The 23,520-nt window shown below is 25.0% G+C and carries 17 protein-coding genes and 1 tRNA gene; 5 read left to right on the plus strand and 13 right to left on the minus strand.

Annotated features, from left to right (window positions below; all coding sequences use genetic code 11):
• Positions 1 to 9: 9 nt before the first annotated feature.
• Positions 10 to 1,800, plus strand: a complete 1,791-nt coding sequence (locus D9V59_RS01840) for an ATP-binding cassette domain-containing protein (RefSeq protein ID WP_158364547.1) — start codon at positions 10 to 12, stop codon at positions 1,798 to 1,800.
• A gap of 42 nt (positions 1,801 to 1,842) precedes the next feature.
• Here D9V59_RS01840 and D9V59_RS01845 read toward each other — a convergent pair whose 3' ends face one another.
• From D9V59_RS01845 to D9V59_RS01855, 3 genes are all read right to left on the minus strand, one after another.
• Positions 1,843 to 2,781 (minus strand): rhodanese-related sulfurtransferase, encoded by a 939-nt coding sequence (locus tag D9V59_RS01845; protein ID WP_158364549.1) that lies wholly within the window; start codon positions 2,779 to 2,781, stop codon positions 1,843 to 1,845.
• A gap of 66 nt (positions 2,782 to 2,847) precedes the next feature.
• The gene (locus D9V59_RS01850) at positions 2,848 to 5,709 is read right to left on the minus strand and encodes a valine--tRNA ligase (RefSeq protein ID WP_158364551.1); all 2,862 of its coding nucleotides are present in this window, start codon (positions 5,707 to 5,709) and stop codon (positions 2,848 to 2,850) included.
• A gap of 96 nt (positions 5,710 to 5,805) precedes the next feature.
• The gene (locus tag D9V59_RS01855) at positions 5,806 to 7,314 is read right to left on the minus strand and encodes a leucyl aminopeptidase (protein ID WP_158364553.1); all 1,509 of its coding nucleotides are present in this window, start codon (positions 7,312 to 7,314) and stop codon (positions 5,806 to 5,808) included.
• Between the two features lie 244 nt (positions 7,315 to 7,558).
• On the opposite strand from D9V59_RS01855, the gene argF reads away from it, so the two are divergent.
• The 4 genes from argF (at position 7,559) to D9V59_RS01875 (ending at position 10,564) form a co-directional block, all read left to right on the plus strand.
• Positions 7,559 to 8,575: an ornithine carbamoyltransferase gene (gene argF / locus D9V59_RS01860; protein ID WP_158364555.1), complete on the plus strand. Its 1,017-nt coding sequence runs from the start codon at positions 7,559 to 7,561 to the stop codon at positions 8,573 to 8,575.
• A 140-nt stretch (positions 8,576 to 8,715) separates the two neighbouring features.
• Positions 8,716 to 9,648, plus strand: coding sequence for an aspartate carbamoyltransferase (pyrB, locus tag D9V59_RS01865; RefSeq protein ID WP_158364557.1), 933 nt, complete (start codon positions 8,716 to 8,718; stop codon positions 9,646 to 9,648).
• Positions 9,649 to 9,655: 7 nt separating this feature from the next.
• Positions 9,656 to 10,120: an aspartate carbamoyltransferase regulatory subunit gene (gene pyrI / locus D9V59_RS01870; protein WP_158364559.1), complete on the plus strand. Its 465-nt coding sequence runs from the start codon at positions 9,656 to 9,658 to the stop codon at positions 10,118 to 10,120.
• 54 nt (positions 10,121 to 10,174) lie between these two features.
• On the plus strand, positions 10,175 to 10,564 hold the full coding sequence (locus D9V59_RS01875) for a Rid family detoxifying hydrolase (protein ID WP_158364561.1): 390 nt from the start codon (positions 10,175 to 10,177) through the stop codon (positions 10,562 to 10,564).
• Between the two features lie 71 nt (positions 10,565 to 10,635).
• Here D9V59_RS01875 and D9V59_RS01880 read toward each other — a convergent pair whose 3' ends face one another.
• From D9V59_RS01880 to glmM, 10 genes are all read right to left on the minus strand, one after another.
• A complete protein-coding gene (locus D9V59_RS01880) occupies positions 10,636 to 12,441 on the minus strand; it encodes a DEAD/DEAH family ATP-dependent RNA helicase (protein WP_158364563.1) in 1,806 nt (601 codons plus the stop codon).
• Positions 12,442 to 12,849: 408 nt separating this feature from the next.
• A complete protein-coding gene (pnp, locus tag D9V59_RS01885) occupies positions 12,850 to 14,973 on the minus strand; it encodes a polyribonucleotide nucleotidyltransferase (RefSeq protein ID WP_158364565.1) in 2,124 nt (707 codons plus the stop codon).
• Positions 14,974 to 15,147: 174 nt separating this feature from the next.
• Positions 15,148 to 15,417, minus strand: coding sequence for a 30S ribosomal protein S15 (rpsO, locus tag D9V59_RS01890; protein WP_158364567.1), 270 nt, complete (start codon positions 15,415 to 15,417; stop codon positions 15,148 to 15,150).
• Between the two features lie 108 nt (positions 15,418 to 15,525).
• The gene (gene truB, locus D9V59_RS01895) at positions 15,526 to 16,464 is read right to left on the minus strand and encodes a tRNA pseudouridine(55) synthase TruB (RefSeq protein WP_158364569.1); all 939 of its coding nucleotides are present in this window, start codon (positions 16,462 to 16,464) and stop codon (positions 15,526 to 15,528) included.
• Positions 16,465 to 16,863 carry a 30S ribosome-binding factor RbfA gene (gene rbfA, locus D9V59_RS01900; RefSeq protein WP_158364571.1) on the minus strand — a complete coding sequence of 133 codons (399 nt, stop codon included), beginning with the start codon at positions 16,861 to 16,863 and terminating at the stop codon, positions 16,465 to 16,467.
• Positions 16,864 to 16,905: 42 nt separating this feature from the next.
• Complete coding sequence (gene infB, locus D9V59_RS01905) at positions 16,906 to 19,473, minus strand: translation initiation factor IF-2 (protein ID WP_158364573.1); 2,568 nt, start codon at positions 19,471 to 19,473, stop codon at positions 16,906 to 16,908.
• Between the two features lie 18 nt (positions 19,474 to 19,491).
• Positions 19,492 to 20,979, minus strand: a complete 1,488-nt coding sequence (gene nusA / locus D9V59_RS01910; protein ID WP_158364575.1) for a transcription termination factor NusA — start codon at positions 20,977 to 20,979, stop codon at positions 19,492 to 19,494.
• Between the two features lie 338 nt (positions 20,980 to 21,317).
• Positions 21,318 to 21,400 (minus strand) — tRNA-Leu (locus D9V59_RS01915).
• 45 nt (positions 21,401 to 21,445) lie between these two features.
• Positions 21,446 to 21,760, minus strand: a complete 315-nt coding sequence (secG, locus tag D9V59_RS01920) for a preprotein translocase subunit SecG (protein WP_158364577.1) — start codon at positions 21,758 to 21,760, stop codon at positions 21,446 to 21,448.
• Between the two features lie 222 nt (positions 21,761 to 21,982).
• Positions 21,983 to 23,317: a phosphoglucosamine mutase gene (glmM, locus tag D9V59_RS01925; RefSeq protein WP_158364579.1), complete on the minus strand. Its 1,335-nt coding sequence runs from the start codon at positions 23,315 to 23,317 to the stop codon at positions 21,983 to 21,985.
• Positions 23,318 to 23,520 lie beyond the last annotated feature (203 nt).

A 23,520-nucleotide genomic window follows, 5' to 3' on the forward strand; every position in this document is an offset into this window, starting at 1 on the left:
AAAAAATTTATGCCTTTAATTAATATTCAGAATGCTTATTTATCATTTAGTAATATAGAAATTTTAAAAAATAGCACATTACATATTAACAATAATGAAAGAGTGTGTTTAATTGGTAAAAATGGAACTGGAAAATCTACTCTTTTAAAAGTTATTAATAAAAAACAAGAATTAGACAAAGGACGTATTATTTACAAAAAAAATATAAATATTAATTATTTAAAACAAGAAAATCCTAGAAATATAAACATATCTATATATGATTTTATTCATTTAAGTTTAATTAGAAACCAAGATAATAAAAAAAAAAATACAAATAGTACAATAGAAGTAGAAAAAATAATTAATTTAATTCAATTAAATAAAAATACTTTATTATCTAAATTATCAGGAGGACTATTAAGAAAAGTTGCATTAGGTCGTGTATTAATAGGAAATCCTGATTTATTATTATTAGACGAACCTACAAATCATTTAGATATGAAAACAGTTTCATGGCTTGAAAAGTTTTTAAAAAAATTTTCCGGTAGTATATTATTCGTCTCACATGATAGACATTTTATTCAAAATATATCTACACGTATTATAGATCTTGATCGTGGAAAATTAGTTTCTTGGCCAGGAGATTACAAAAACTTTATAAAATTAAAAAATGATAGTTATCGAATTGAAAAAATACAAAAAAAATTATTTGATAAAAATTTAGAAAAAGAAGAAAAATGGATTAGAAAGGGAATAAAAGCACGTTCAACTCGTAATGAAGGAAGATTTAAAAACTTAAAAAAATTACGAATAGAACATAAAGAATATAAAAAAATAGAACAATTAAATAATATAAAAATTAATCAATCTGAAAATACTTTAGGAAAAATAATTTTTAAATTAAAAAATATAGATTTTCTAATTAATAAAGAATATATTATTAAAAACTTTTCATCAACTATTCAACATGGTGATAAATTAGGAATAATTGGTAAAAATGGATGCGGGAAAAGTACTATAATAAAAATTCTTACAGGAGAAAAAAAACCTCAAAAAGGAGAAGTTTATACAGGTACAGGATTAAGAATAGCATATTTTGATCAAAATAGATCCATATTGAATCCTAATAAATCTATTATTGATAATATATCTTATGGAACAGATAAAATTATATTCAATGGAAAAGAAAAACATATTATAGGATATCTAAAAAGTTTTAATTTTCAACCTAATCAATTAAAAATTCTAGTTAAAACATTATCTGGTGGCGAATGTAATAGATTACTTTTAGCTTTATTATTTTTGCAGCCAAGCAATGTTTTAATCCTTGATGAACCTACAAACGATCTAGATTTAGATACATTGCAATTATTAGAAAATATTATCATAGATTATAAAGGCACTGTTATAATAGTTAGTCATGATAAAACATTTATTCAAAATACAGTAAATAAATTTTGGTATTTTAAAAAAAATGGATCAATTAGCACTCATTTAGGAAATTATGAATCTTTTAAAGAAGAAAAAAACAATTTTAAAAAATTAAAAATAAAAACACATCAATCACATTTTTCTATAAAAAATAAAAAAAATAATCACTTTAATAAAAAGCTTCGTCAAGTATTGTGTTCTATAGAAAAAATAGAAGATAATATTAAAAAACTTCAAAATGAAGCTAACGGACCATATTTTTTACAAAAAAAATTAAAAGAACGATTATTAATCTTAACAAAATTAACCCAAGAAGAGAAAATATTAGAGAAAAAATTTTTATATTGGGAATTGTTAGAACAAAGTTTATATAAAAAAAATAAATAATTTTATTAATATATATTATATATATATTACAATAGAGTATTTTTATTTATTCATTTTTTCCATGCATTTTAAAGAACAGCAATTATTAAAAGTAATAGAACATTTTGGACATTGAATAAAAAGAAGATGACATAAATCATAGTGACAATTAATATATCTATCAGAAGATTGATTGCATTGTTGACAATACGATATAATTTCATCTGATATTTTTTCACTCATTCGATGATCAAAAACAAAATTTTTTCCTTTAAAAAGAATTGGTAATCCATGTTTTTTAGCATTGTGAACATAACCAATAATGCCACCTTCTAAATGATAAATATATTTAAAACCATTAAATTTCATCCAAGCGGTAGCTTTTTCACATCGAATACCACCAGTACAATACATAACAATTTTTTTATTTTTCGCATAATCAAATAATTTTATTATTTTTTTTAATTGTTCTCTAAAAGTTGTACTTTTAATTTCTATTGCTTTTTTAAAATGACCAATAGCATATTCGTAAGAATTTCTCATATCAATAAAAATAATTTTTGGATCATTTAACATTAAATTAAATTTTTTTGCTTTAATATAAGTTCCAACATTATTAGGATTAAAAAAAGGTATTGTAATGCCATCTTGTACAATTTTTTTTTTGACTTTCACAGATAAAACCCAAAAAGATTTTTTATCATCTAATGATTTATTAATTCTTAAATTGTTTAGTTCTAAATTAGATTGATATAAAAAATCTTTTAAAAAAAAATAATTTTTTACTGGAACGCTTATTTGTGCATTAATGCCTTCTTCAGCTATATAAACTCTTCCTAAAACATTATATTTATAAAATTTTTTATAAATTTTATCTCGATAATCCTGAGGATTAGTAATATTGAAATATTTATAAAAAGATAGTGTAAAACGATTTTCTTGTTTTAATAACATTAATTTTTTTAGTTCTTTTTTTGAAGCAACATTATGTAAAATTCGCATTTAAAACAACCTTTAATTATTAAATTAAAACAATATATAGAAATTGACTATAAAAATTATTTTTAATTAATGAGTTAAATTTTTAAAAAATTTTATTTTTTTAGATATTTTTTTATATATTTCATTCAATTTAGATAGATTATCTTTTTGTTCAATGACTATATTTTTTGGGGCATACTCTAAAAATTTTTTATTTAAAACTTTTTTTTGAATTTTTAATATATTTAATTTTATTTTTTTTTCTTCTTTTATTAATCTCTGCAACTCTATTTCTTTATCTACTAATTTAAGAATAGGTACAACTACTTCTACTCCATCAATTATTTCTTGAACACATAAATCTCTATCATATTTTTCAAATAGTATAATAATATTATCTAAAAAAGATATTTTTTTGAGTAATAAAGAATTTTCTTTAATAATTTTTTCTTGTTCAATAGTAAGATTATATAAAAATAATGGTATTAATTTAGTTGCATTAATATTCATGTTAACTCTAATATTTCTTAAAAAAACAACAATTTTTTGTATAAAATTCATATTGTATAAAACTTTTTTATCGTACAATTCATCATTATACTCTGGAAATAATTGCAACATAATTGTTTTATCTGTAATATTTCGAATTAATTTTACACGCTGCCAAATTGCTTCAGTAATAAATGGAATAATAGGATGCGCTAATCTTAAAAGTGATTCAAGAATATATATTAAAATATTTTTAGTAAAATATTCTTCTTTAGAAGAACCTTGTTTAATTATTATTTTTACAAATTCTAAATACCAATCACAAAATACATTCCAAACAAAATCATATAAAACATTAGCAGCAACGTCAAAACGATAAGTATCTAAAGATTTTCGATATAATTTAACTGTATTATTGAATTCTATTAAAATCCATTTATTTATTAATGACATACTATCTTTTACGCAAAAATTTAAAAAACTATGATTCTTTATATTTAAAATGACAAATCTACTAGCATTCCAAAGTTTATTACAAAAATTACGATATCCTTTTAATCTGCTCATATCCCATTGTATATCACGAGTACTTGATGCTAAAGCAGAAAAAGTAAAACGCAGTGCATCCGTACCAGTTGATTCAATTCCTTTAGGAAATTGTTTTGTAGTACGTTGTATGATTTTATCATGCAATTTAGATTGTAATAGATTATTCGTTCTTTTTTCAATTAATTTATTCAATGAGATGCCATCTATCATATCAATAGGATCAATTACGTTGCCTTTCGATTTAGACATTTTTTTTCCATCTTCATCTCGAATTAAACCTGTTATATATACATTTTTAAAAGGAACTTGAGATAATCCTCGTTTATCTTTAATAAAGTACATTGTTAACATAATCATTCTAGAGATCCAAAAAAAAATAATATCAAAACCACTAACTAAAACATTAGTAGGATGAAATAATTTTAAAAATTCAGTTTTTTTAGGCCATCCTAAAGTAGAAAAAGTCCATAATCCAGAAGAAAACCAAGTATCTAAAACATCATTTTCTTGTTTTAGATGAATATTATTTGATAAAGAATATTCTTTGCGTATTTCTTCTTCATTATGTCCAACATATATATTTTTATCATCATCGTACCAAATTGGAATACGGTGTCCCCACCATAACTGGCGAGAAATACACCAATCTTCAATATTTTTCATCCAAGATGAGTACATGGTTTCATATTGTTGGGGTATAAAATTTATTTTTTTATCTTTAACAGCTTTTAAAGCAACTTGTGCTAATTTAGATGTTTGTAAGTACCATTGATTAGTTATCATTGGTTGAATTATAGAACCACTTCTATCACTACAAGGAATGACAATATTACATTCTTCAACTTTTTCTAAAAGTCCTAATTTTTTTAATTTTTCAATAACTTTAATACGTGCAGATAAAATGTCTAATTTTTGAAATTGATAGGGAATAAATGTACTATGTTCTGTGGATGCATTACCTTGATAATCATAAACTTCAGCAACAGATTTTATTCGTCCATCAAAAGTAAAAATATTAATCATTGGCAATTTATGACTAAATCCTACTTTATAATCATTAAAATCATGTGCTGGTGTAATTTTTACACAACCTGTTCCTTTTTCTATATCTGCATATTTATCTTTAATAATAGGAATAACTCTATTAATTATAGGACATTTTACATATTGACCAATAAAACTATTGTATTTATGGTTTTCAGGATGAATAGCAATAGCTGTATCTCCAAACAAGGTTTCAGGTCTTGTTGTTGAAATCACTAAATATTGTATTTTATCATCTAAAACAGAATTTTTTTGAATAATTGGATATCGAATAAACCACTTTTTTCCTTTTATTAAACGATGATCTACTTCTAAATCTGAAATTACAGTTTCTAATTTTGAGTCCCAGTGCACTAATCTTTTTTTTTGATAAATAAAATTTTTTTTATATAATAAAATAAAGGCTTCTCTAACAGCTATAGAGATACCAGGATCTAAAGTAAATTTTTCATGATCCCAATCAACAGAAATCCCTAAACGTCTCATTTGCTTAGTAATAATACTATTAGATTCTTTTTTCCATTTCCAAATTTTTTTTACAAAATCATTTCTATTAAAATTTTTTTTAGTTTTATTTTCTTCTAAAAATATTTTGTTTTCAACTAATATTTGTGTTGCTATTCCAGCATGATCTGTTCCTACTTGCCAAAATGTATTTTTTCCTTGCATTCTGTGATAACGAATTAAAATATCCATAATTGTCTGTTGAAAAGCATGTCCCATATGCAAACTACCTGTAATATTTGGAGGTGGCATCATAATGCAAAAAGTTTCTTGCTTAGTATTATCAGGTTTAAAATATCCATTTTTTTCCCAAAAACTATAAAAAAATTCTTCAATATGTTTAGGATTATAAATTTTTTCCATTATATTTAACTATTAATTAATAAAAGAGGCGATAGTGCCATGTAAAAAAGATAGTATCTTAATTAATAAAAATTAGCAGTATATTATTTAAGTTACTTAAGAATAAGTATAGTTTGATTGATTTAATAAAAATTGAGATAAAAGTTCGACAGGACGACCTGTTGCTCCTTTATTTTTACCAGATTTCCATGCAGTTCCAGCAATATCTAAATGCGCCCAATTATATTTCCGTGTAAAATAAGAAAGAAAAAACGCAGCAGTTATAGCACCAGCTTTTCCTTTTCCAATATTAGATAAATCTGCAATATCAGAACTAAGTTGTTTTTGATATTCTAAAAATAATGGCAAACGCCATATTTTATCATCTGTTTGCTGAGAAGCTCGATTTAATTCTTTTGCAAGATCTTCACTATTAGTAAAGAGACCACTTACAGATTCTCCTAATGCTGTAACACATGCTCCAGTTAATGTTGCAATATCAATAACTATATTTGGAGAAAAACGTTCTACATATGTTAAAGCATCAGATAATACCAAACGTCCTTCAGCATCAGTATTCAATACTTCCACTGTTCGACCAGACATAGTAGTTAAAACATCTCCTGGTCTAAAAGAATTACTTCCAATCATATTTTCACAACTAGCTATGATTCCTATTATTGTTAAAGGTAGCTGTAATTCAGCAGCCATAATTAAAATACCATATACTGCTGCAGCACCACACATATCATATTTCATTTCATCCATATTTAAAGAAGGTTTTATAGATATTCCTCCAGAATCAAAAGTTAAACCTTTTCCTACTAAGGCAATTACTTTTTTATTAATTATATTATTACCAGAATATTTTATTACAGACATAAATGGTTTATTTTTTGCACCATCTCCAACTGCTAGATAAGCATTCATTTTTAAATTTTTCATTTCTATAAAATCAATAATATCGACAGTAATATTTTTTTTATATTTTTTAAAAATTTTTTGAGCTTGATGGGATAAATACAAAGGATTACAAATATTAGGAGGTAAATTGCTAAGATTTTTTGCATAAGAAATTCCACGATCAATTGCTAATGCATGTTTTAAAGATGTTTGAGCGATAAAAAAATCATTTTCTTTTAAAATATTTAATGTAATTAAATTTAAATTTAAATGATTGCTATCTTTTTTATTTATTTTTATAATTTTATAAAGATTTTCCCTTATAGCAAGAACAGTCACTCTAATCAGCCAATATATGTTGTATTGATCGCTAATATTTATATCAATCAAAGAACAAATAATATTTTTTACAGAAATTTTTTTTAAAATATTTATTGTATTTTTTAGTATTTTTTTAAATATCAATATATTTATATTATTTTTATCACCACAACCTATTAACAATATTCTTTTAGAAAAAATTTGAGGAACGTTATATAACATAAGTGTCTCTCCTATTTCCCCTTTTATGTCTCCTAATTTTATTATATTTTTGATATACCCATTACTGCATTTATCTAAGTGTTTGGCAGAAACAGAAAGTTGATAAAAATTAAAAATACCCACTACTATACAATCAGTTTTTTCTTTATCTAAAGAACAATTCTTTATAAAAAAATTCATGATATTTCTCTATTCAAAATGTTTTATATTCTAATTTAAAAAAATATTTTTCTAAAAAATTATATTTTACTATACTTTAAATTATTTTTTAAATAAAAAGCATATTCAATACATAAATCTATTTTTGATGCAATTAAAATTATGATGTTTTTAATTTAATAAAAATATTATATACTATAAAAATAATTTTTCTTCAATTGCAATTTTATTAAAAAACAATTTTTCTTCAATATGAGATTTTAATATGAATAATCTTTATAAACGTGATTGTTTGAGACTTTTAGATTTTACTTCTTTAGAAATCAATAATATTATATTATTAGCTGAAAAACTAAAAAAAGATAAAAAAAATAATAAAGAAATTCCATTGCTTAAAACAAAAAATATTGCTTTAATTTTTGAAAAAGAATCAACTCGTACTAGATGTTCATTTGAAGTTGCTGCTTTTGATCAAGGTGCTAATGTTACATATCTTGGACCAGGAAGTACTCATCTCGGAGTAAAAGAATCAATAGAAGATACTGCCAAAATACTTGGACGTTTATATGATGGAATTCAATATCGAGGTCATGATCATAAAATAATAGAAATTTTATCAAAATACTCAAAAGCACCTGTATGGAACGGTTTAACTGAAAAATTTCATCCGACACAATTACTTGCTGATTTATTAACTATAAAAGAAAATTTCCCAGAAAAAAAATTTTGTAACATAAAATGTGCTTATGTTGGAGATGCACATAATAATATAGGTAACAGTTTCTTAGAAGCAGCATTATTAGTTGGATTAGATCTACGCTTAGTTGCTCCTAAAGAATGTTGGCCAGAAAAAAAATTATTTAAATTTTGCCAAGAAGAAGCTAAGAAGAAAAAAAGAAATATAATATGCACTGAGAATGTTGCAGAAGGTGTAAAAAATGTAGATTTTATATATACTGACGTATGGGTATCTATGGGAGAACGCAAAGAAATATGGGAAAAAAGAATTAAATTATTAAGACCTTATCAAGTTAATCGCAATATGTTAAATATGACTTATAATTCTCAAGTGAAAATCTTACATTGCCTGCCAGCATTACATGATCAAAAAACTGACATGGGAAAATCGATACTAAAAAAATATGGTTTTCAAAACGGAATGGAAATAACAGATGATATCTTTAAAGAAAATCAAAAAATTATTTTTGAACAGGCAGAAAATCGATTACATACTATAAAAGCTCTTCTTGTATCTAGTCTTTTAAAAAAAAATAATTTATAATAGACACATTAAAAAAATAAAAGTAAAATTTACTATAATAAATTATTTAAATGTTATAAAATTAATATTTATTATAATTTTTTATATATCGTAGATCATCTCATGCTATTTTTATTTTAAATATCAAGGATAAATAAATTTTGAGAAATTCTCTATATAAAAAAAGTATAATTTCAATTAATGATCTAAAACGTAAAGAATTAGAATTAGTTTTAAATAAATCATTTTCTCTTAAAAAAAAACCTGAACCTAATTTATTAAAAAATAAAATTATTGCAAGTTGTTTTTTTGAAGCTTCCACTCGTACTCGTCTATCATTTGAAACTGCAATTTATAGATTAGGAGCTACAATGGTAGGTTTTTCAGATGGTAATAATATTTCTTTAAAAAAAAAAGGAGAAACATTAGCTGATACAATTTCAGTTATTAGTTCTTATGTAGACGGAATTATTATTCGACATCCTCAAGAAGGATCTGCACGATTAGCTGTAGAGTTTTCTAATAAAATACCTATTTTTAATGCAGGAGATGGAGCTAATCAACATCCAACACAAACTCTCTTAGATCTTTTTACTATTCAAGAAACTCAAAATAGACTAACGCATTTAAATATTGCCATGGTAGGAGATCTTAAATATGGAAGAACTGTTCATTCACTAACACAAGCATTAGCTAAATTTAACAATAATAAATTTTTTTTCATCTCACCTGATGCTTTAATAATGCCGAATCATATTAATGATATGCTTGATAAAAAAGAAATTTATTGGAAAAGATACAAAAATATTGAAGAAGTAATTTCTGAAATAGATATTTTATATATGACTCGTATTCAAAAAGAAAGATTAGACTCTACTGAATATACAAATGAAAAATCAAAATTTGTATTACATACTCAAACTTTAAAAAATGCACGTGATAATTTAAAAATATTACATCCTCTTCCTCGCATAGATGAAATAGATCGTGATGTCGATAATACACCTTATGCATGGTATTTTAAACAAGCTGCCAATGGGATTTATGCACGTCAAGCAATTTTATCTTTAGTATTAATAGAACAACACTCATGACAAAAAAATGCAAATAAATAAACTTCAAGTAGAAGCAATTAGATCTGGCAGTGTAATTGATCATATTCCTGCAAATATCGGTTTTAAACTACTATCTTTATTTAGATTTACTGAAACAGAAAAACGCATTACTATAGGTTTAAATTTACCTTCTAAAAAATTAGGGAAAAAAGATATCATAAAAATTGAAAATACTTTTTTAAGCGATGATCAAATTAATCAATTAGCAATTTATTCTCCATATGCTACTGTAAATTATATTAATGAATACAATCTAGTAGAAAAGATTTTTCCGACTTTGCCAGAAACAATTAATCGTATTTTAATTTGTCCAAATAGTAATTGTGTTAGTAATCATAATTTTATAACATCTAGTTTTATCTTTAAAAAAGATAAATTTGAAAATATACATTTAAAATGTCAGTATTGTGAAAAAGAATTTTCCAAAAATATAGTTTTGTCATATCAATAATATTGATATTATTATAATATATTTATATATTTACAATAAAAAAAATGGTATTTTATGAAGGATATAATTCAAACAGCAAATGCTCCTAAACCTATTGGACCTTATTCGCAAGCAATTAAAATTGATAATTTTATCATGTTATCAGGACAAATACCTATTGACGTTATATCTAATCATATACCTGAAAATATTGGCGAACAAACCTATCTAGTTCTTATGAACATTAAATCTATTTTAATACATCAACAATTCCAAATAAAAGATATTGTTAAAACAACAATTTTTACTACTGATTTAAAAAAAATTGATATTATTAATGAAATTTATAAAAAATTTTTTATACAAAATCAATCTGAATTTCCTGCTCGATCTTGTGTTGAAGTTCAAGCATTACCTAAAAACGTAAAAATAGAAATTGAAGCAATAGCATTTAAAAAATTATAATTAGTTAGTATTTTTATAATATTAACAAACATATTTTTAATATGCCGCAAAGCGGCATAAAAATTAAAATATTAAATACTTTTACGACGAAAAAAAGAAGCTTTAGATTCATTTTTTTTAGAGGTATTAGATTTATTCAAACTATTTTCAGAAAAACGACGATTATTATTTTTATCTCTATTTAATGAAGAACGATGAAATATTTTATTATCATATGATCTAGAATTTATTAATAATTGCATATTAATTGGTTTGTTTAAAATTCTAGTACGAGTAAAATTTTGTAATAAATCTTTCGAAAGTTCTTTAGGCAATTCAATTGTAGAATAAGAAGAAAACAATCGAATATTACCAATATTACGACTATTAATATTCCCTTCGTTAGCAATAGCTCCAACGATATGACGAACTTCTACTCCATCATTACGACCTACTTCAATACGATATAAATCTGTATCCTTATTTTCACGACGTTCATTGCGACGTAATCGATTGTTTCGATTACCTTCTCGTCGACGATCATCTTTGAAAAATGAATCACGAGATGAACGATTTATTACGTCTGGTTTTATAATTAAAGGTCGTTCACCTTGAGCCATTTTTAAAAGAGCAGCAGCTAAAGTCTTTATATCTAAATCATCTGTAGAATATAATTTATCTAATAACGCACTGTATTGATCTAAATCTCTACTTTCTAACTGCTGCTGTACTTTTTTTGCAAATTGTTCTAAACGTCTTTGACATAACAATTCTATTTTTGGCAATTGAACTTCTGGAATAGTTTGTTTTATAGTACGTTCTATATTACGCAATAAACGACGTTCTCTATTTTCAACAAAAAGTAATGCACGACCTGCACGACCTGCACGACCAGTTCGACCTATACGATGCACATAAGACTCTGAATCCATTGGAATGTCATAATTAATAACAAAACTAATACGATCAACATCTAAACCACGTGCAGCGACGTCAGTGGCAATTAAAATATCTAATCTACCATTTTTTAATCGTTCTAAAGTTTGTTCTCTTAATGCCTGATTCATATCTCCATTTAACGCGGCACTATTATATCCATTTCGTTCTAATGCTTCTGAGACTTCTAAAGTTGCATTTTTTGTTCTAACAAAAATAATTGTAGCAGAAAAATCTTCTGCTTCTAAAAAACGAATTAATGCATCAGTTTTACGACCGTATACCATCCAATAACTTTGTTTAATATCAGGACGTGTAGTAATGTTAGATTGTATCTTAATTTCTTTTGGATTTTTCATAAAACGTTTAGAAATACGACGTATGGCTTCAGGCATTGTAGCTGAAAATAATGCAGTTTGATGTTCTTTTGGGATTTTTGTCATAATAGTTTCTACATCTTCTATAAATCCCATACGTAACATTTCGTCTGCTTCGTCTAAAACTAATCCATGTAAATTTGAAAGATCTAATGTTCCTCTTTTTAAATGATCTAACAATCGTCCTGGAGTACCTACAACAATTTGAGGTCCTTGTCGTAATGCACGTAGCTGAAGTTCATATCTTTGTCCACCATATAAAGGTAAGACATGTATTCCAATCATATGCTTAGAAAAATCTGAAAACGCTTCAGCAACTTGAACTGCTAGTTCTCGTGTAGGAGCTAACACTAATATTTGAGGAGCCTTTAGATTAACTTTAAGATTATGTAATAAAGGCAGTGCAAAAGCAGCTGTTTTACCACTTCCAGTCTGCGCCATTCCTAATACGTCACGTCCCTCTAAAAGCAAGGGAATACAAGATAATTGAATAGGAGAAGGTTTAACGTATCCCATTTCTGTTAAAGATTGAATAATAAAAGGATTTAAACCAAGAAAAGAAAATGTGCTTTCAATATGAGTCATGCAGTAGATGTGCCTTTTAAGTTACAGTGGCCAGTCTACATAGCTCATTATGAAAATTTTTATTTGTTCTCATTGAAAGTTGTGAACCGGCTCAAATAAATGATATAAAAGTGAAAAATTGATTTTTTTAAAACCAATTATAATGTTTATTATTTATTGCTAATGATTTTTAAACATAAAATATCTGTATAAAAAAATAACATTAGCAATCAAGTAAAGTTTATTTTTTAAAAGATTAAATTGTTTTATCAAAAAAATAATCTTGAAAATAAGATAAATTAAATTTTATAATGTTTATATTTATATGGTACTATCTGAAAAGATATAAAGCTATATTTTATTAATAATGTTTTAAAATTTTTACTAAAAATAAAATAACATAAATAATATTAAGTAAAAATAATTATATCAGATAATAACATTATTTATTGATTTATTAGAAATAATAGAATTTTCTATTTCTTTAATACTTAATCTTAAACGTCCTTGACGATCTATTTCTAAAACTTTTACAGATATAATCTGATCAATTTTTAAATGATTAGATACTCTATCTACTCTTTTATCAGAAATTTGAGATATATGTACTAAACCTTCTTTTCCAATACCAATTGAAACAAAAGCTCCAAAGTCAACAATTCGAGTAACTTTTCCAGAATAAATACGACCTACTTCAATTTCAGCTGTAATTTCTTTAATTCTACGAATAGCATTTTTTGCTTTTTCTCTAACAGTAGCTGATATTTTTACTGTACCATCATCTTCAATTTCAATTATAGTACCCGTTTCTTCAGTTAGCATTCGAATTACAGACCCTCCTTTTCCTATTACATCTTTAATCTTTTCAGGATTTATTTTAATAGTATGAATTCGAGGTGCAAATTCAGAAATTTCATTTCTTGATTTACTTAATGCTTGATTCATAATATTTAAAATATGCAATCTAGCAGATTTTGCTTCATATAAAGCTGAACGAATAATTTCCTTATTAATTCCTTCAATTTTCATATCCATTTGCAATGCTGTAATTCCTTCTTTAGTACCCGAAACCTTAAAATCCATATCTCCTAAATGATCTTCATCACCTAAAATATCTGATAATAAAACATATTTATCTTTCTCTTTAACTAATCCCATAGCTATTCCAGCAACCGCTGATTTAATAGGAACTCCTGCATCCATTAAAGCTAAAGATGCACCACAAACAGAAGCCATAGAAGAAGAACCATTAGATTCAGTAATTTCAGATACTATTCTAATAGTATAAGGAAAATCATCTATTTTAGGCATTACAGCTAAAAGACTTCTTTTAGCAAGACGACCATGTCCGATTTCTCTTCTTTTAGGTGAGCCAACTATTCCTATTTCCCCTACAGAATAAGGAGGAAAATTATAATGAAATAAAAAATTATCTGTTCTATCACCTAATAGTTCATCTAAATTTTGCGCATCTCGAGATGTTCCTAGAGTTACAGAAACTAAAGATTGCGTTTCTCCTCGAGTAAACAATGCTGAGCCATGTGTACGAGGTAAAATACCAGTTCGTACATCTAAAGCTCTAATCATGTCTTTTTCACGTCCATCAATACGTATTTGATTATTTAATATACGTTTACGAACAATTTTTTTTTCAATTTTTTGGAGAATATTTTCTATTTCTAAAAGATCTACATTATTGTTCTCTTCAAAAAAGAATTTTATTATCTCTTCTTTAATAAAATTTAATTTTTCAAATCTTTCTTGCTTATTAAAAATAAAATAAGCATTACTTATATCTTTTTCAGATAATTCAATAATTTTTGATTCTAATTGTCTATTTATTTCTGGATAAGATACTGTCCAAGGTAATTTACTAGCTTCATTTGCTAATGAACGGATATTATTAATTACCACTTGTTGTTGTTGATGACCAAATATAATAGCTCCAAGAATCTGTTCTTCAGTAAGTATTTGAGATTCAGCTTCTACCATAAGTACGGCATTTTGAGTTCCTGAGATAACCAAATCTAAAGAACTATTTTTTATATCATCACTAATAGGATTTAGTATATACTGATTATTAATATAACCGACTCGAGCAGCTCCAACTGGTCCGTAAAACGGAATACCTGATAAGCTAAGAGCTGCAGATGCACCTATAATAGAAATTATATCAGGATTGATTTGTGGATTAACGGATACTACTGTTGCAATTATTTGCACTTCATTTAGAAAATTTTTTGGAAATAATGGACGAATAGGTCGATCTATTAATCGAGCTATTAATATTTCATTTTCACTGGGACGACCTTCTCTTCTAAAAAAACCACCAGGTATACGACCTGCAGCATATGTGCGTTCTTGATAATTAACAGTAAGTGGAAAAAACTTTTGTCCTATATTTATGTTTTTTTGTCCAACAACAGTAACAAAAACTGCCGTATCATCCATACTAGCCATAACAGCAGCTGTAGCCTGTCGAGCCATTATGCCTGTTTCTAAAGTAATAGTATGTTGACCATATTGAAATTTACGTACAATTGGATTTAGCAAAATAATATCCTTAAGATAAAACAAATTTTTTAATAAAAATAAATTGTATTTTAAAAATTTTATTATTCATTAACATTTAATTTAAAATTGTAAAAAAAGGGCTCATAAAGCCCTTTACAAAAAAATATATATATATTTATTAAAATAAAATTTTATATGTTTTAAATACACTATTTATCGTCTGATATTTAAATCTTCAATTAAAACAGTATAACGAGATATATTTTTTTTCTTTAAATAATCTAATAATTTACGACGTTTTGAAACCATATTTAAAAGACCTCTACGACTACAATGATCTTTTTTATGTTGAGAAAAATGCGTTTGAAGATGATTAATTTGATTCGTTAAAAGTGCAATTTGAACTTCTGTCATGCCACTATCTTTTTTGGACTTACCATACTGCAAAATAATTTTTTTTGTATCTGTTGAAGATAAAGACATATAATAATACTCCATATATATATAAAATCTTTTGAGTTGTTACCTATTAAACAATAAATTATTTAAAAAAATAATATCATGCTAATATAAAATTGAATAGTTAACAACTTAATTGCTAGATGTAGAAACTAGTCGATATGGAATTAACATGCTCTCATTATTAATTTTTCCTAATCCAATAAATTTTTTATTTTCAATTTCTATTACACGTACTAGACTATTTTTAATATGAGAATTTAAATATATTGATTGTCCCAGTTTAAAAGTATACAATTTTTTATAAGAAATAAATACTTGAGGTAAAAAAGATATAGGACTATCTATAGGCATTAATAAATTATCTATTTTTTTAAAAAAATTGATATTCTGAGAATCTAATTCATTTAATAATTGATCTAAATAAGAGATTTTAACTAATTTGGTATATGGATAATATCCTACTTGTAAACGACGCAAAAAAATTACATGTGCTCCACATTCTAATTTTTCTCCTAAATCTTCAACTAATGTTCGAATATAAGTGCCTTTTGAACAAAAAACTTTAAACTCAATTAGATTATCTTTTTGATTTATTGAATATATTTTATATATTGAAACTTTTCTTGAATTACGTAGAATACTTATGCCTTGACGTGCATATTTATATAATGGTATACCATTATGTTTAATGGCTGAATACATAGAAGGAATTTGATCAATTAAACCAGTTAATTCTTTTATAGAAGCATAAAGCTTATCAGGAGTAAAAAATATGGAACGTTTTTTTATAATTATACCATCAGAATCAGATGTAGACGTATTTTCACCTAATTTAGCAATAACATGATATCGTTTATTAGATTCTGTTAAATAAGAAGAAAATTTTGTAGATTCTCCAAAGCAAATAGGCAACATTCCTGTTGCTAAAGGATCCAAAGTACCAATATATCCTGCTTTTTTTGCATTGAAAATCGATTTGACTTTTTGTAAAGCATTATTAGAAGACATTCCTTGAGGTTTATCTAATAATAACAATCCATGAACATGGCGTTTTTTACAAAAAAACATCTATTTATCCTTTATTTTATTTTGAAAATAACTTGTTTTTTTATTTTTTACTAAATCTTTTAAAATTAAAGAAATTTTATTACCTTTTAAAAATGAGTCATCATAATAAAAAATAATATTAGGTATAATTCTTAATCTCATTTTTTGACATAATAATTTACGAATATAACCAGAAGCTTTATTTAATAAAATTAAAATTTTTTTTATATTTAATTGATCGTCGTTTTTTAAAAAACTAATAAATATTCGAGCATGAGATAAATCTTTTGAAACTTGAACTTCTGAAACAGTTATTATTGTGTTAATACGAGGATCTTTAATTGAATGCTGTATAATCATAGCTATTTTTTTTTGTAATTCTTGAGCAATACGAGCAGATCGATTAAATAGTTTTTCCATAATTACATCACCAAATAAAATTTCTTATAAAAATATTATTATTTATAATATTCTTTTAACTTCATTTACTTCAAATACTTCTATAATATCCCCAACACGTATGTCATTGTAATTTTTTATACCAATTCCACATTCTAATCCATTCCGTATTTCATTTATATCTTCTTTAAAACGACGTAATGATTCTAACTCACCTTCATATATAACTACATTATCTCTTAATATATGAATAGGATTGTTTCTTTTAATAATACCTTCTGTAACCATACATCCAGCAATTAAACCAAATTTAGGAGATTTAAATGTATTTCTTACTTCAGCTAATCCAATTATATTTTCTTTATATTCAGGAGATAAAAGACCAGTCATAGCAGACTTTACTTCATCAAGTAAATCATAAATAACTGAATAATATCTAAGATCTAAATGTTCAGAATTAATAATTTTTTTAGCAGAAGAATCTGCACGAACATTAAATCCCAATATAATAGCGTTAGACGCTACAGCTAAAGAAGCATCTGTTTCTGTAATACCTCCAATACCTAAACCTATTATTTTAATTTTTACTTCATTAGTAGATAGTTTTAATAAAGCTCCAGAAATAGCTTCTAAAGAACCTTGTATATCAGATTTAAGAATAATTTTTAATTCAGAAATATTATTTTTATTAATATTTTTAAACATATTATCTAAATTTATTTTATTTTGATTTAATAGTTTTATCTCACGAGATTTTTCCTTTCGATAAGATGCAACTTCTCTAGCTTTTTTTTCATCACGTACTACAGTAACAACATCTCCTGAAAAAGGTACTTTAGATAATCCTAAAATTTCTACTGGAATAGATGGTCCTGCATTTAATATTTCTTTTCCAACTTCATTGCGTAACATTTTAATACGACCATATTCAAATCCACATAAAATAATATCACCTTTTTTTAGATTACCTTTCTGAACTAATACAGTAGCTATTGGTCCTCGACCTTTGTCAAGAGAAGATTCTATAACAACACCTTCGGCCATACCTGTAGATACTGCTTTTAATTCTAGCATTTCTGCTTGCAATAAAATTGTATGTAATAATTGATCGATACCCTGTCCTGTTTTTGCTGAAACAGGTACAAATATATTTTCACCACCCCATTCTTCTGAAACAATATTATATTTCATTAAATCATTTTTTATTTTATCAATATCAGTATCTATTTTATCAATTTTATTAATAGCAACTATTAATGGAACATTCGCATCTTTTGCATGCTGAATAGCTTCAATTGTTTGTGGCATAACCCCGTCATCTATAGATACGACTAACACTACAATATCAGTTATTTGAACTCCACGAGATCTCATTGAAGTAAACGCTGAATGTCCAGGTGTATCTAAAAAAGTAATAGAACCTAAATCAGTATGTACATGATAAGCACCAATTTTTTGTGTAATTCCCCCGGCTTCATAAAATGCTGTTTTTGTAGAACGAATATAATCTAATAAAGACGTTTTTCCATGATCTACATGTCCCATTATAGTGACAACTGGAGCTCTAATTAAAGCCGTACTATCGCCTATATCACGATCTTTCATGATTAATTCTTCTAATTCATTTTCTCTATGTATAATAACTTTATGACCCATTTCTTCTGCAATTAATTGAGCTGTATCCTGATCTAAAACATGATTAATATTTCCTATAATACCCATATTCATCATAATTTTAATTACTTCTGAACTTTTTACAGCCATTTTGTTTGCCAAATCAGATACAGAAATCGCATCGCTAATGATAACATCTCGATTAATCACAGATTCAGGTTTTTGAAAAATTTGCTGTAATAAAATAGGTTTATTTTTTTTCTTAATATTCCTTTTAGTACGACTAGATAGACGAATTTCTTCTTTATAATATTTCCCATTATAATTATTTTTATTACTTTTCTTTTGACGAGAATTTTTTACAATTCTATTATTTCTTTTTTCTGTTTCTATTTCTCGATCATTATCATCTTCAGCTTCATGAACATGTAAAAAAGTACTTAAATGATAATCTTTTTTATCTTCTTTATGAAATTGCCAATTATTTATATTTTCTTTTGTTTTTTTCTTCTTATTTAAATCAGAAAAATTAGATTCCATATTTTTTTTTAATTTTTTATTTTTTTCATCTTGATTAAGATTATTTGTTTTTTTTAAGCTGTTTAGTTTTTTTGTCTTTGAATCATTTTTATATTTTTTTTCTATTGGTTTTTTAAATACATTTATATCTTTATTTATTTCAGATTTATTTTTTTTTACAGCATTTAATAATACTTCAGTATCAGATTTGTTGTTTTTTAAATAAGTTCTTTTTTTTCTAACTTCTATTTGAACAGATTTATTTTTTCCTCCAATAGTCGAAACACTTAAAGTACTACGTGTTTTTCTTTGTAAAATAAAGGTTTTTAAAGAAGCTTTATTTTTAGATTCTAAATGTTTTAATAAAATTTTTTTTTGTATTTTAGAAATACTATTTTGTTTATTGACCATTATACCAATGTGAGATAATTCTTTTATTAATTCGTTAATAGATATTTTTATTTCATTAGATAATATTGTTAAACTTATATCTGTCATTCTATTTCTTCCTATTTATCAGACTTCACTACCAAACCAACAGATATTACGAGCAGTCATAATTAATAAACCAGCTTGTTCAGAATTTAAATTCTTAATATCAGTCAAATCATCTATTCCTTGATCAGCTAATTCTTCTAAAGTAAATATATTTTTTTCAGCTAACTGCAAAGCTAAAACTTTATTCATACCAGTAATTTTTAATAAATCTTCTGCTATTTTTTTTTCCTGTATACTATTTTTCTTATCTGATTCTATTGACAATAATTTGGTTTTTGCATTTTCACGTACTGATAAAATTTCTTCTTTAGTTAAATTCTTAATTTCTAATAATTCATTAAATGGAATATAAGCTAATTCTTCAAGAGAAGAAAAACCTTCTTTTACTAAAATTTTAATAATTTTTTCATTGATGTTCAAATTTTTTTTAAAAGTATCAAAAGCAGCATGAGCTTCTTCTTGATGTTTGGAATGCAAATCTTCTGTAGTCATAACATTTAATTCCCAACCACTAATTTGAGAAGCTAAACGGACATTTTGACCATTTCTACCAATAGCTTGTGCTAAATTGTTAGAATCTACAGCTATATCCATAGTATGATGATCTTCATCTACTATAATAGAAACAACATCAGCTGGAGCCATAGCATTAATGACAAATTGTGCAGGATTATCGTCCCATAAAATAATATCAATACGTTCTCCACATAATTCGCTAGACACTGCTTGTACACGAGCTCCTCTCATTCCTACACAAGCTCCTATAGGATCTATTCGCTTATCATTAGTTTTAACTGCAATTTTCGCACGAGAACCTGGATCGCGTGCAGCTGCTTTTATTTCAATAACTTGTTCACCAATTTCAGGAACTTCTATTCTGAACAATTCAATAAGCATTTCAATTTTTGAACGACTAATAAACAATTGAGCACCACGAGATTCAGGATATACACCATATAAAACTCCACGAATACGATCACCTGGACGAAAATTTTCTCGAGGTAACATGCCTTCACGCAAAATTAATGCTTCAGCATTATTTCCTAAATCTAAAATTAAATTGTCTCGATTAATTTTTTTTACTATGCCAGTAATAATTTGACCAGTATATTTTCGAAATTGGTCTACTAGCATTGCTCGTTCAGCTTCACGAACTTTTTGAACAATTACTTGTTTAGCAGTTTGAGTAGTTATTCTATCAAAATTGACAGATTTGATTTTATCTTCAATATAATCATTTATCTTAACTTTTTCACCTTCAAAACAAGCTGCTTCTAAAGTAATTTCTCTAGTAGGTTGAGTTACTATATCTACTACCATCCAACGTCGAAAAGTAGTAAAATTTCCATTTTTACGATTTATACTAACTCTAACATCAATTTCTTGTTCATGTTTTTTTTTAGTAGCGGTTGCTAATGCAATTTCTAAAGCTTCAAAAATTTTTTCACGAGGGAGAGATTTTTCGTTAGAAACAGCCTCTACAACAGCTAAGATTTCTTTATTCATCTTAGAGAACCTCAAAATAAAAATTTTTAAATGAATAATATGAACTTATTTGACATGTATTAATTGCAAACAAATTTAATTATAAAATTAGATGATTAATACACTAATTTTTATTAATCAAGAGTTTATATAATTAATTATTAGCTAATATTTAAAAATTTATTAAAATGATATGACTTAGAATAAATATTCTAATAAAAAACCCCGAATTTTCGGGGTTACAGGTAATATCGCCCTATATATTAAATTATATTAACAAGATTAAGCATGTTTAAATTTTTTTTTTAATAAAAATTTCATTATTTAAGTTCAAAAATTTTTAATCAAATAGAATTTAATACCGAGAAAGGGATTTGAACCCATACGCCTATTCGGCACTATCCCCTCAAGATAGCGTGTCTACCATTTCCACCACCTCGGTAAAATATATTATAATTTATTATGTATATTTATACATATAAAATTGTTAATGAGGTATATCAGAATTCAATGTTGTTTTATTTCTTAAAGATTTTTGCAAAACAGTGCTTTTTGAAATATCCGTCAAAATAAAATCTGAATCTATTTTCTTGTTATTAATATTACATAAAATAATACTGACAAATAAAAACAAACAAGAAAATACCGCGATAATATTTACTCCAATATTATTGGAAAATTTTATATTATTTTTTGAATTTAAATTAGTAGCACTATTTAGTGCTTTTCCTGGCTGCAATAAAATCAAAACAATTAAAGAAATAGAAATAAAAACAAAAAACATTAAAAAAAACACATACATAAAAAATTTTTTCCTTTTGTATAAACAATTGTTTATTAGTTGCACTAAAATTATTTTTTATAATAATATATTGCTTTTAATAAAAAATTTATATATATAAAGCTTATATATAAATTATCTATAAATAAAAATTTAATGAAATATATATAATTATATCATTTATATTTTTTTCCTACTTATCTAATTTTAAATAAATAACAAATAATTTTATAAATATATAATTTAAAGTAATTTAACAGAATCTGCAATATCATAAGCGATTTTATGAACTTTTATATAGTTTTCACCTTCAACCATAATTCGAATATACGGTTCTGTTCCAGATTTACGAAGTAATATACGGCTGTTTTTACCTAAAATATTTTTAGATTTAAAAATAATTTTTTTTATAATAGAACTCTTTTCTAAATTTGTATCTCTTTTTAAAAAAACATTTAAAACTACTTGAGGAAATAACTTTATTTGATTCGATAAATAATATAAACTCATATTATTATTAAGCATAATTAATAAAATTTCTAAACTTGCTATAATTCCATCACCAGTAGAATGTTTGTCTAATAAAATAATATGTCCTGATTGTTCAGCTCCAATGATAGATTTTTTTTTTATCATTTTTTTATATACATTACGATCTCCTATTTCTGCTGCATAGAACGGAATACCAAGATTTTTAAGACCTATAATTACACCCATATTAGTCATTGATGTGCCTACTACACCGCCTTTTAACTTATTTAAGTTTTCATATTCTTTTGCGATGATGTAAATTATTTGATCTCCATTTATTTCATTTCCTAAATGGTCAATCATAATAACGCGATCTCCATCACCATCGAATGCTAAACCAATATCTGCTTTTTCTAATAATACTAATTTTTTTAATGTCAATGTATTTGTTGAACCTGAATTTTTATTAATATTCACTCCATTTGGAGTAATAGAAACAGTTATTACTTTTGCTCCTAAATCTTGAAAAATTTTAGGTGCAACATTAAAAGTCGAACCATTAGCACAATCTAAAACAATAGTAAAATTTGATAAATTTAAATGTTTAGGAAAAGTATTCTTACAAAATTCAATATATTTATGTTCAGGATCTAAAATTTTATTAGAAGAACCAAAATTAATAGAATCAGAATATGAAAAATTTTTTTTTATTTCTTTTTCAATAGAAAACTCTATTTTTTTTGTTAGTTTAATTCCATTTTTATAAAAAATTTTAATTCCATTGTCATAAAAAAGATTGTGAGAACCGGAAATTACAATACCTGCAGAAGCATTTAAAAACTTTGTAAAAAATGACACAGCAGAAGTAGGGATGCAATCAGCTAACAAAGTGGATGATCCAGTAGATAAAATACCAAATTCTAAAATAGACTGCAACATACATCCAGAAATACGTGTATCTCTTCCTAAAATAATTTTTTTTGTTTTATTTTTACCTAAAACAGTTCCAATAGCCCATCCTAATTTTAATAAAAAATTTGGTGTAATTGGATTTTTTCCTAATTTTCCACGTATACCATCAGTTTTAAAATATTGCAAAAAAGTCATAATAAATTTAATCCTGTACTGTTAAAGTATATATTTGCAATAAATCACAATGAAATTTTTTATTAAAAAATAAGATGAAGCCATGATAATTTTATCACTTCATCTTATTTTAATATATATATTAAATTAAAGAATTCTAAACAATATAAAATAAATATATTTAAAAAAAGCTTTTAGTTTTATATTGCCGATTTAAATAAAAT

The organism is Buchnera aphidicola (Artemisaphis artemisicola), from assembly GCF_005082365.1.
In the GTDB taxonomy this organism is placed as follows: Bacteria; Pseudomonadota; Gammaproteobacteria; order Enterobacterales; family Enterobacteriaceae; genus Buchnera; species Buchnera aphidicola_AR.

What these genes read in the sequence shown, in the direction of transcription:
- infB (WP_158364573.1), bottom strand. Translation starts at nt 19,473, where the DNA reads ATGACAGATATAAGTTTAACAATATTATCTAATGAAATAAAAATATCT.
- D9V59_RS01855 (WP_158364553.1), bottom strand. Translation starts at nt 7,314, where the DNA reads ATGAATTTTTTTATAAAGAATTGTTCTTTAGATAAAGAAAAAACTGAT.
- rbfA (WP_158364571.1), bottom strand. Translation starts at nt 16,863, where the DNA reads ATGGAAAAACTATTTAATCGATCTGCTCGTATTGCTCAAGAATTACAA.
- rpsO (WP_158364567.1), bottom strand. Translation starts at nt 15,417, where the DNA reads ATGTCTTTATCTTCAACAGATACAAAAAAAATTATTTTGCAGTATGGT.
- secG (WP_158364577.1), bottom strand. Translation starts at nt 21,760, where the DNA reads ATGTATGTGTTTTTTTTAATGTTTTTTGTTTTTATTTCTATTTCTTTA.
- D9V59_RS01850 (WP_158364551.1), bottom strand. Translation starts at nt 5,709, where the DNA reads ATGGAAAAAATTTATAATCCTAAACATATTGAAGAATTTTTTTATAGT.
- pyrI (WP_158364559.1), top strand. Translation starts at nt 9,656, where the DNA reads ATGCAAATAAATAAACTTCAAGTAGAAGCAATTAGATCTGGCAGTGTA.
- D9V59_RS01880 (WP_158364563.1), bottom strand. Translation starts at nt 12,441, where the DNA reads ATGACTCATATTGAAAGCACATTTTCTTTTCTTGGTTTAAATCCTTTT.
- nusA (WP_158364575.1), bottom strand. Translation starts at nt 20,979, where the DNA reads ATGAATAAAGAAATCTTAGCTGTTGTAGAGGCTGTTTCTAACGAAAAA.
- glmM (WP_158364579.1), bottom strand. Translation starts at nt 23,317, where the DNA reads ATGACTTTTTTGCAATATTTTAAAACTGATGGTATACGTGGAAAATTA.
- argF (WP_158364555.1), top strand. Translation starts at nt 7,559, where the DNA reads ATGAATAATCTTTATAAACGTGATTGTTTGAGACTTTTAGATTTTACT.
- D9V59_RS01875 (WP_158364561.1), top strand. Translation starts at nt 10,175, where the DNA reads ATGAAGGATATAATTCAAACAGCAAATGCTCCTAAACCTATTGGACCT.
- truB (WP_158364569.1), bottom strand. Translation starts at nt 16,464, where the DNA reads ATGTTTTTTTGTAAAAAACGCCATGTTCATGGATTGTTATTATTAGAT.
- D9V59_RS01840 (WP_158364547.1), top strand. Translation starts at nt 10, where the DNA reads ATGCCTTTAATTAATATTCAGAATGCTTATTTATCATTTAGTAATATA.
- D9V59_RS01845 (WP_158364549.1), bottom strand. Translation starts at nt 2,781, where the DNA reads ATGCGAATTTTACATAATGTTGCTTCAAAAAAAGAACTAAAAAAATTA.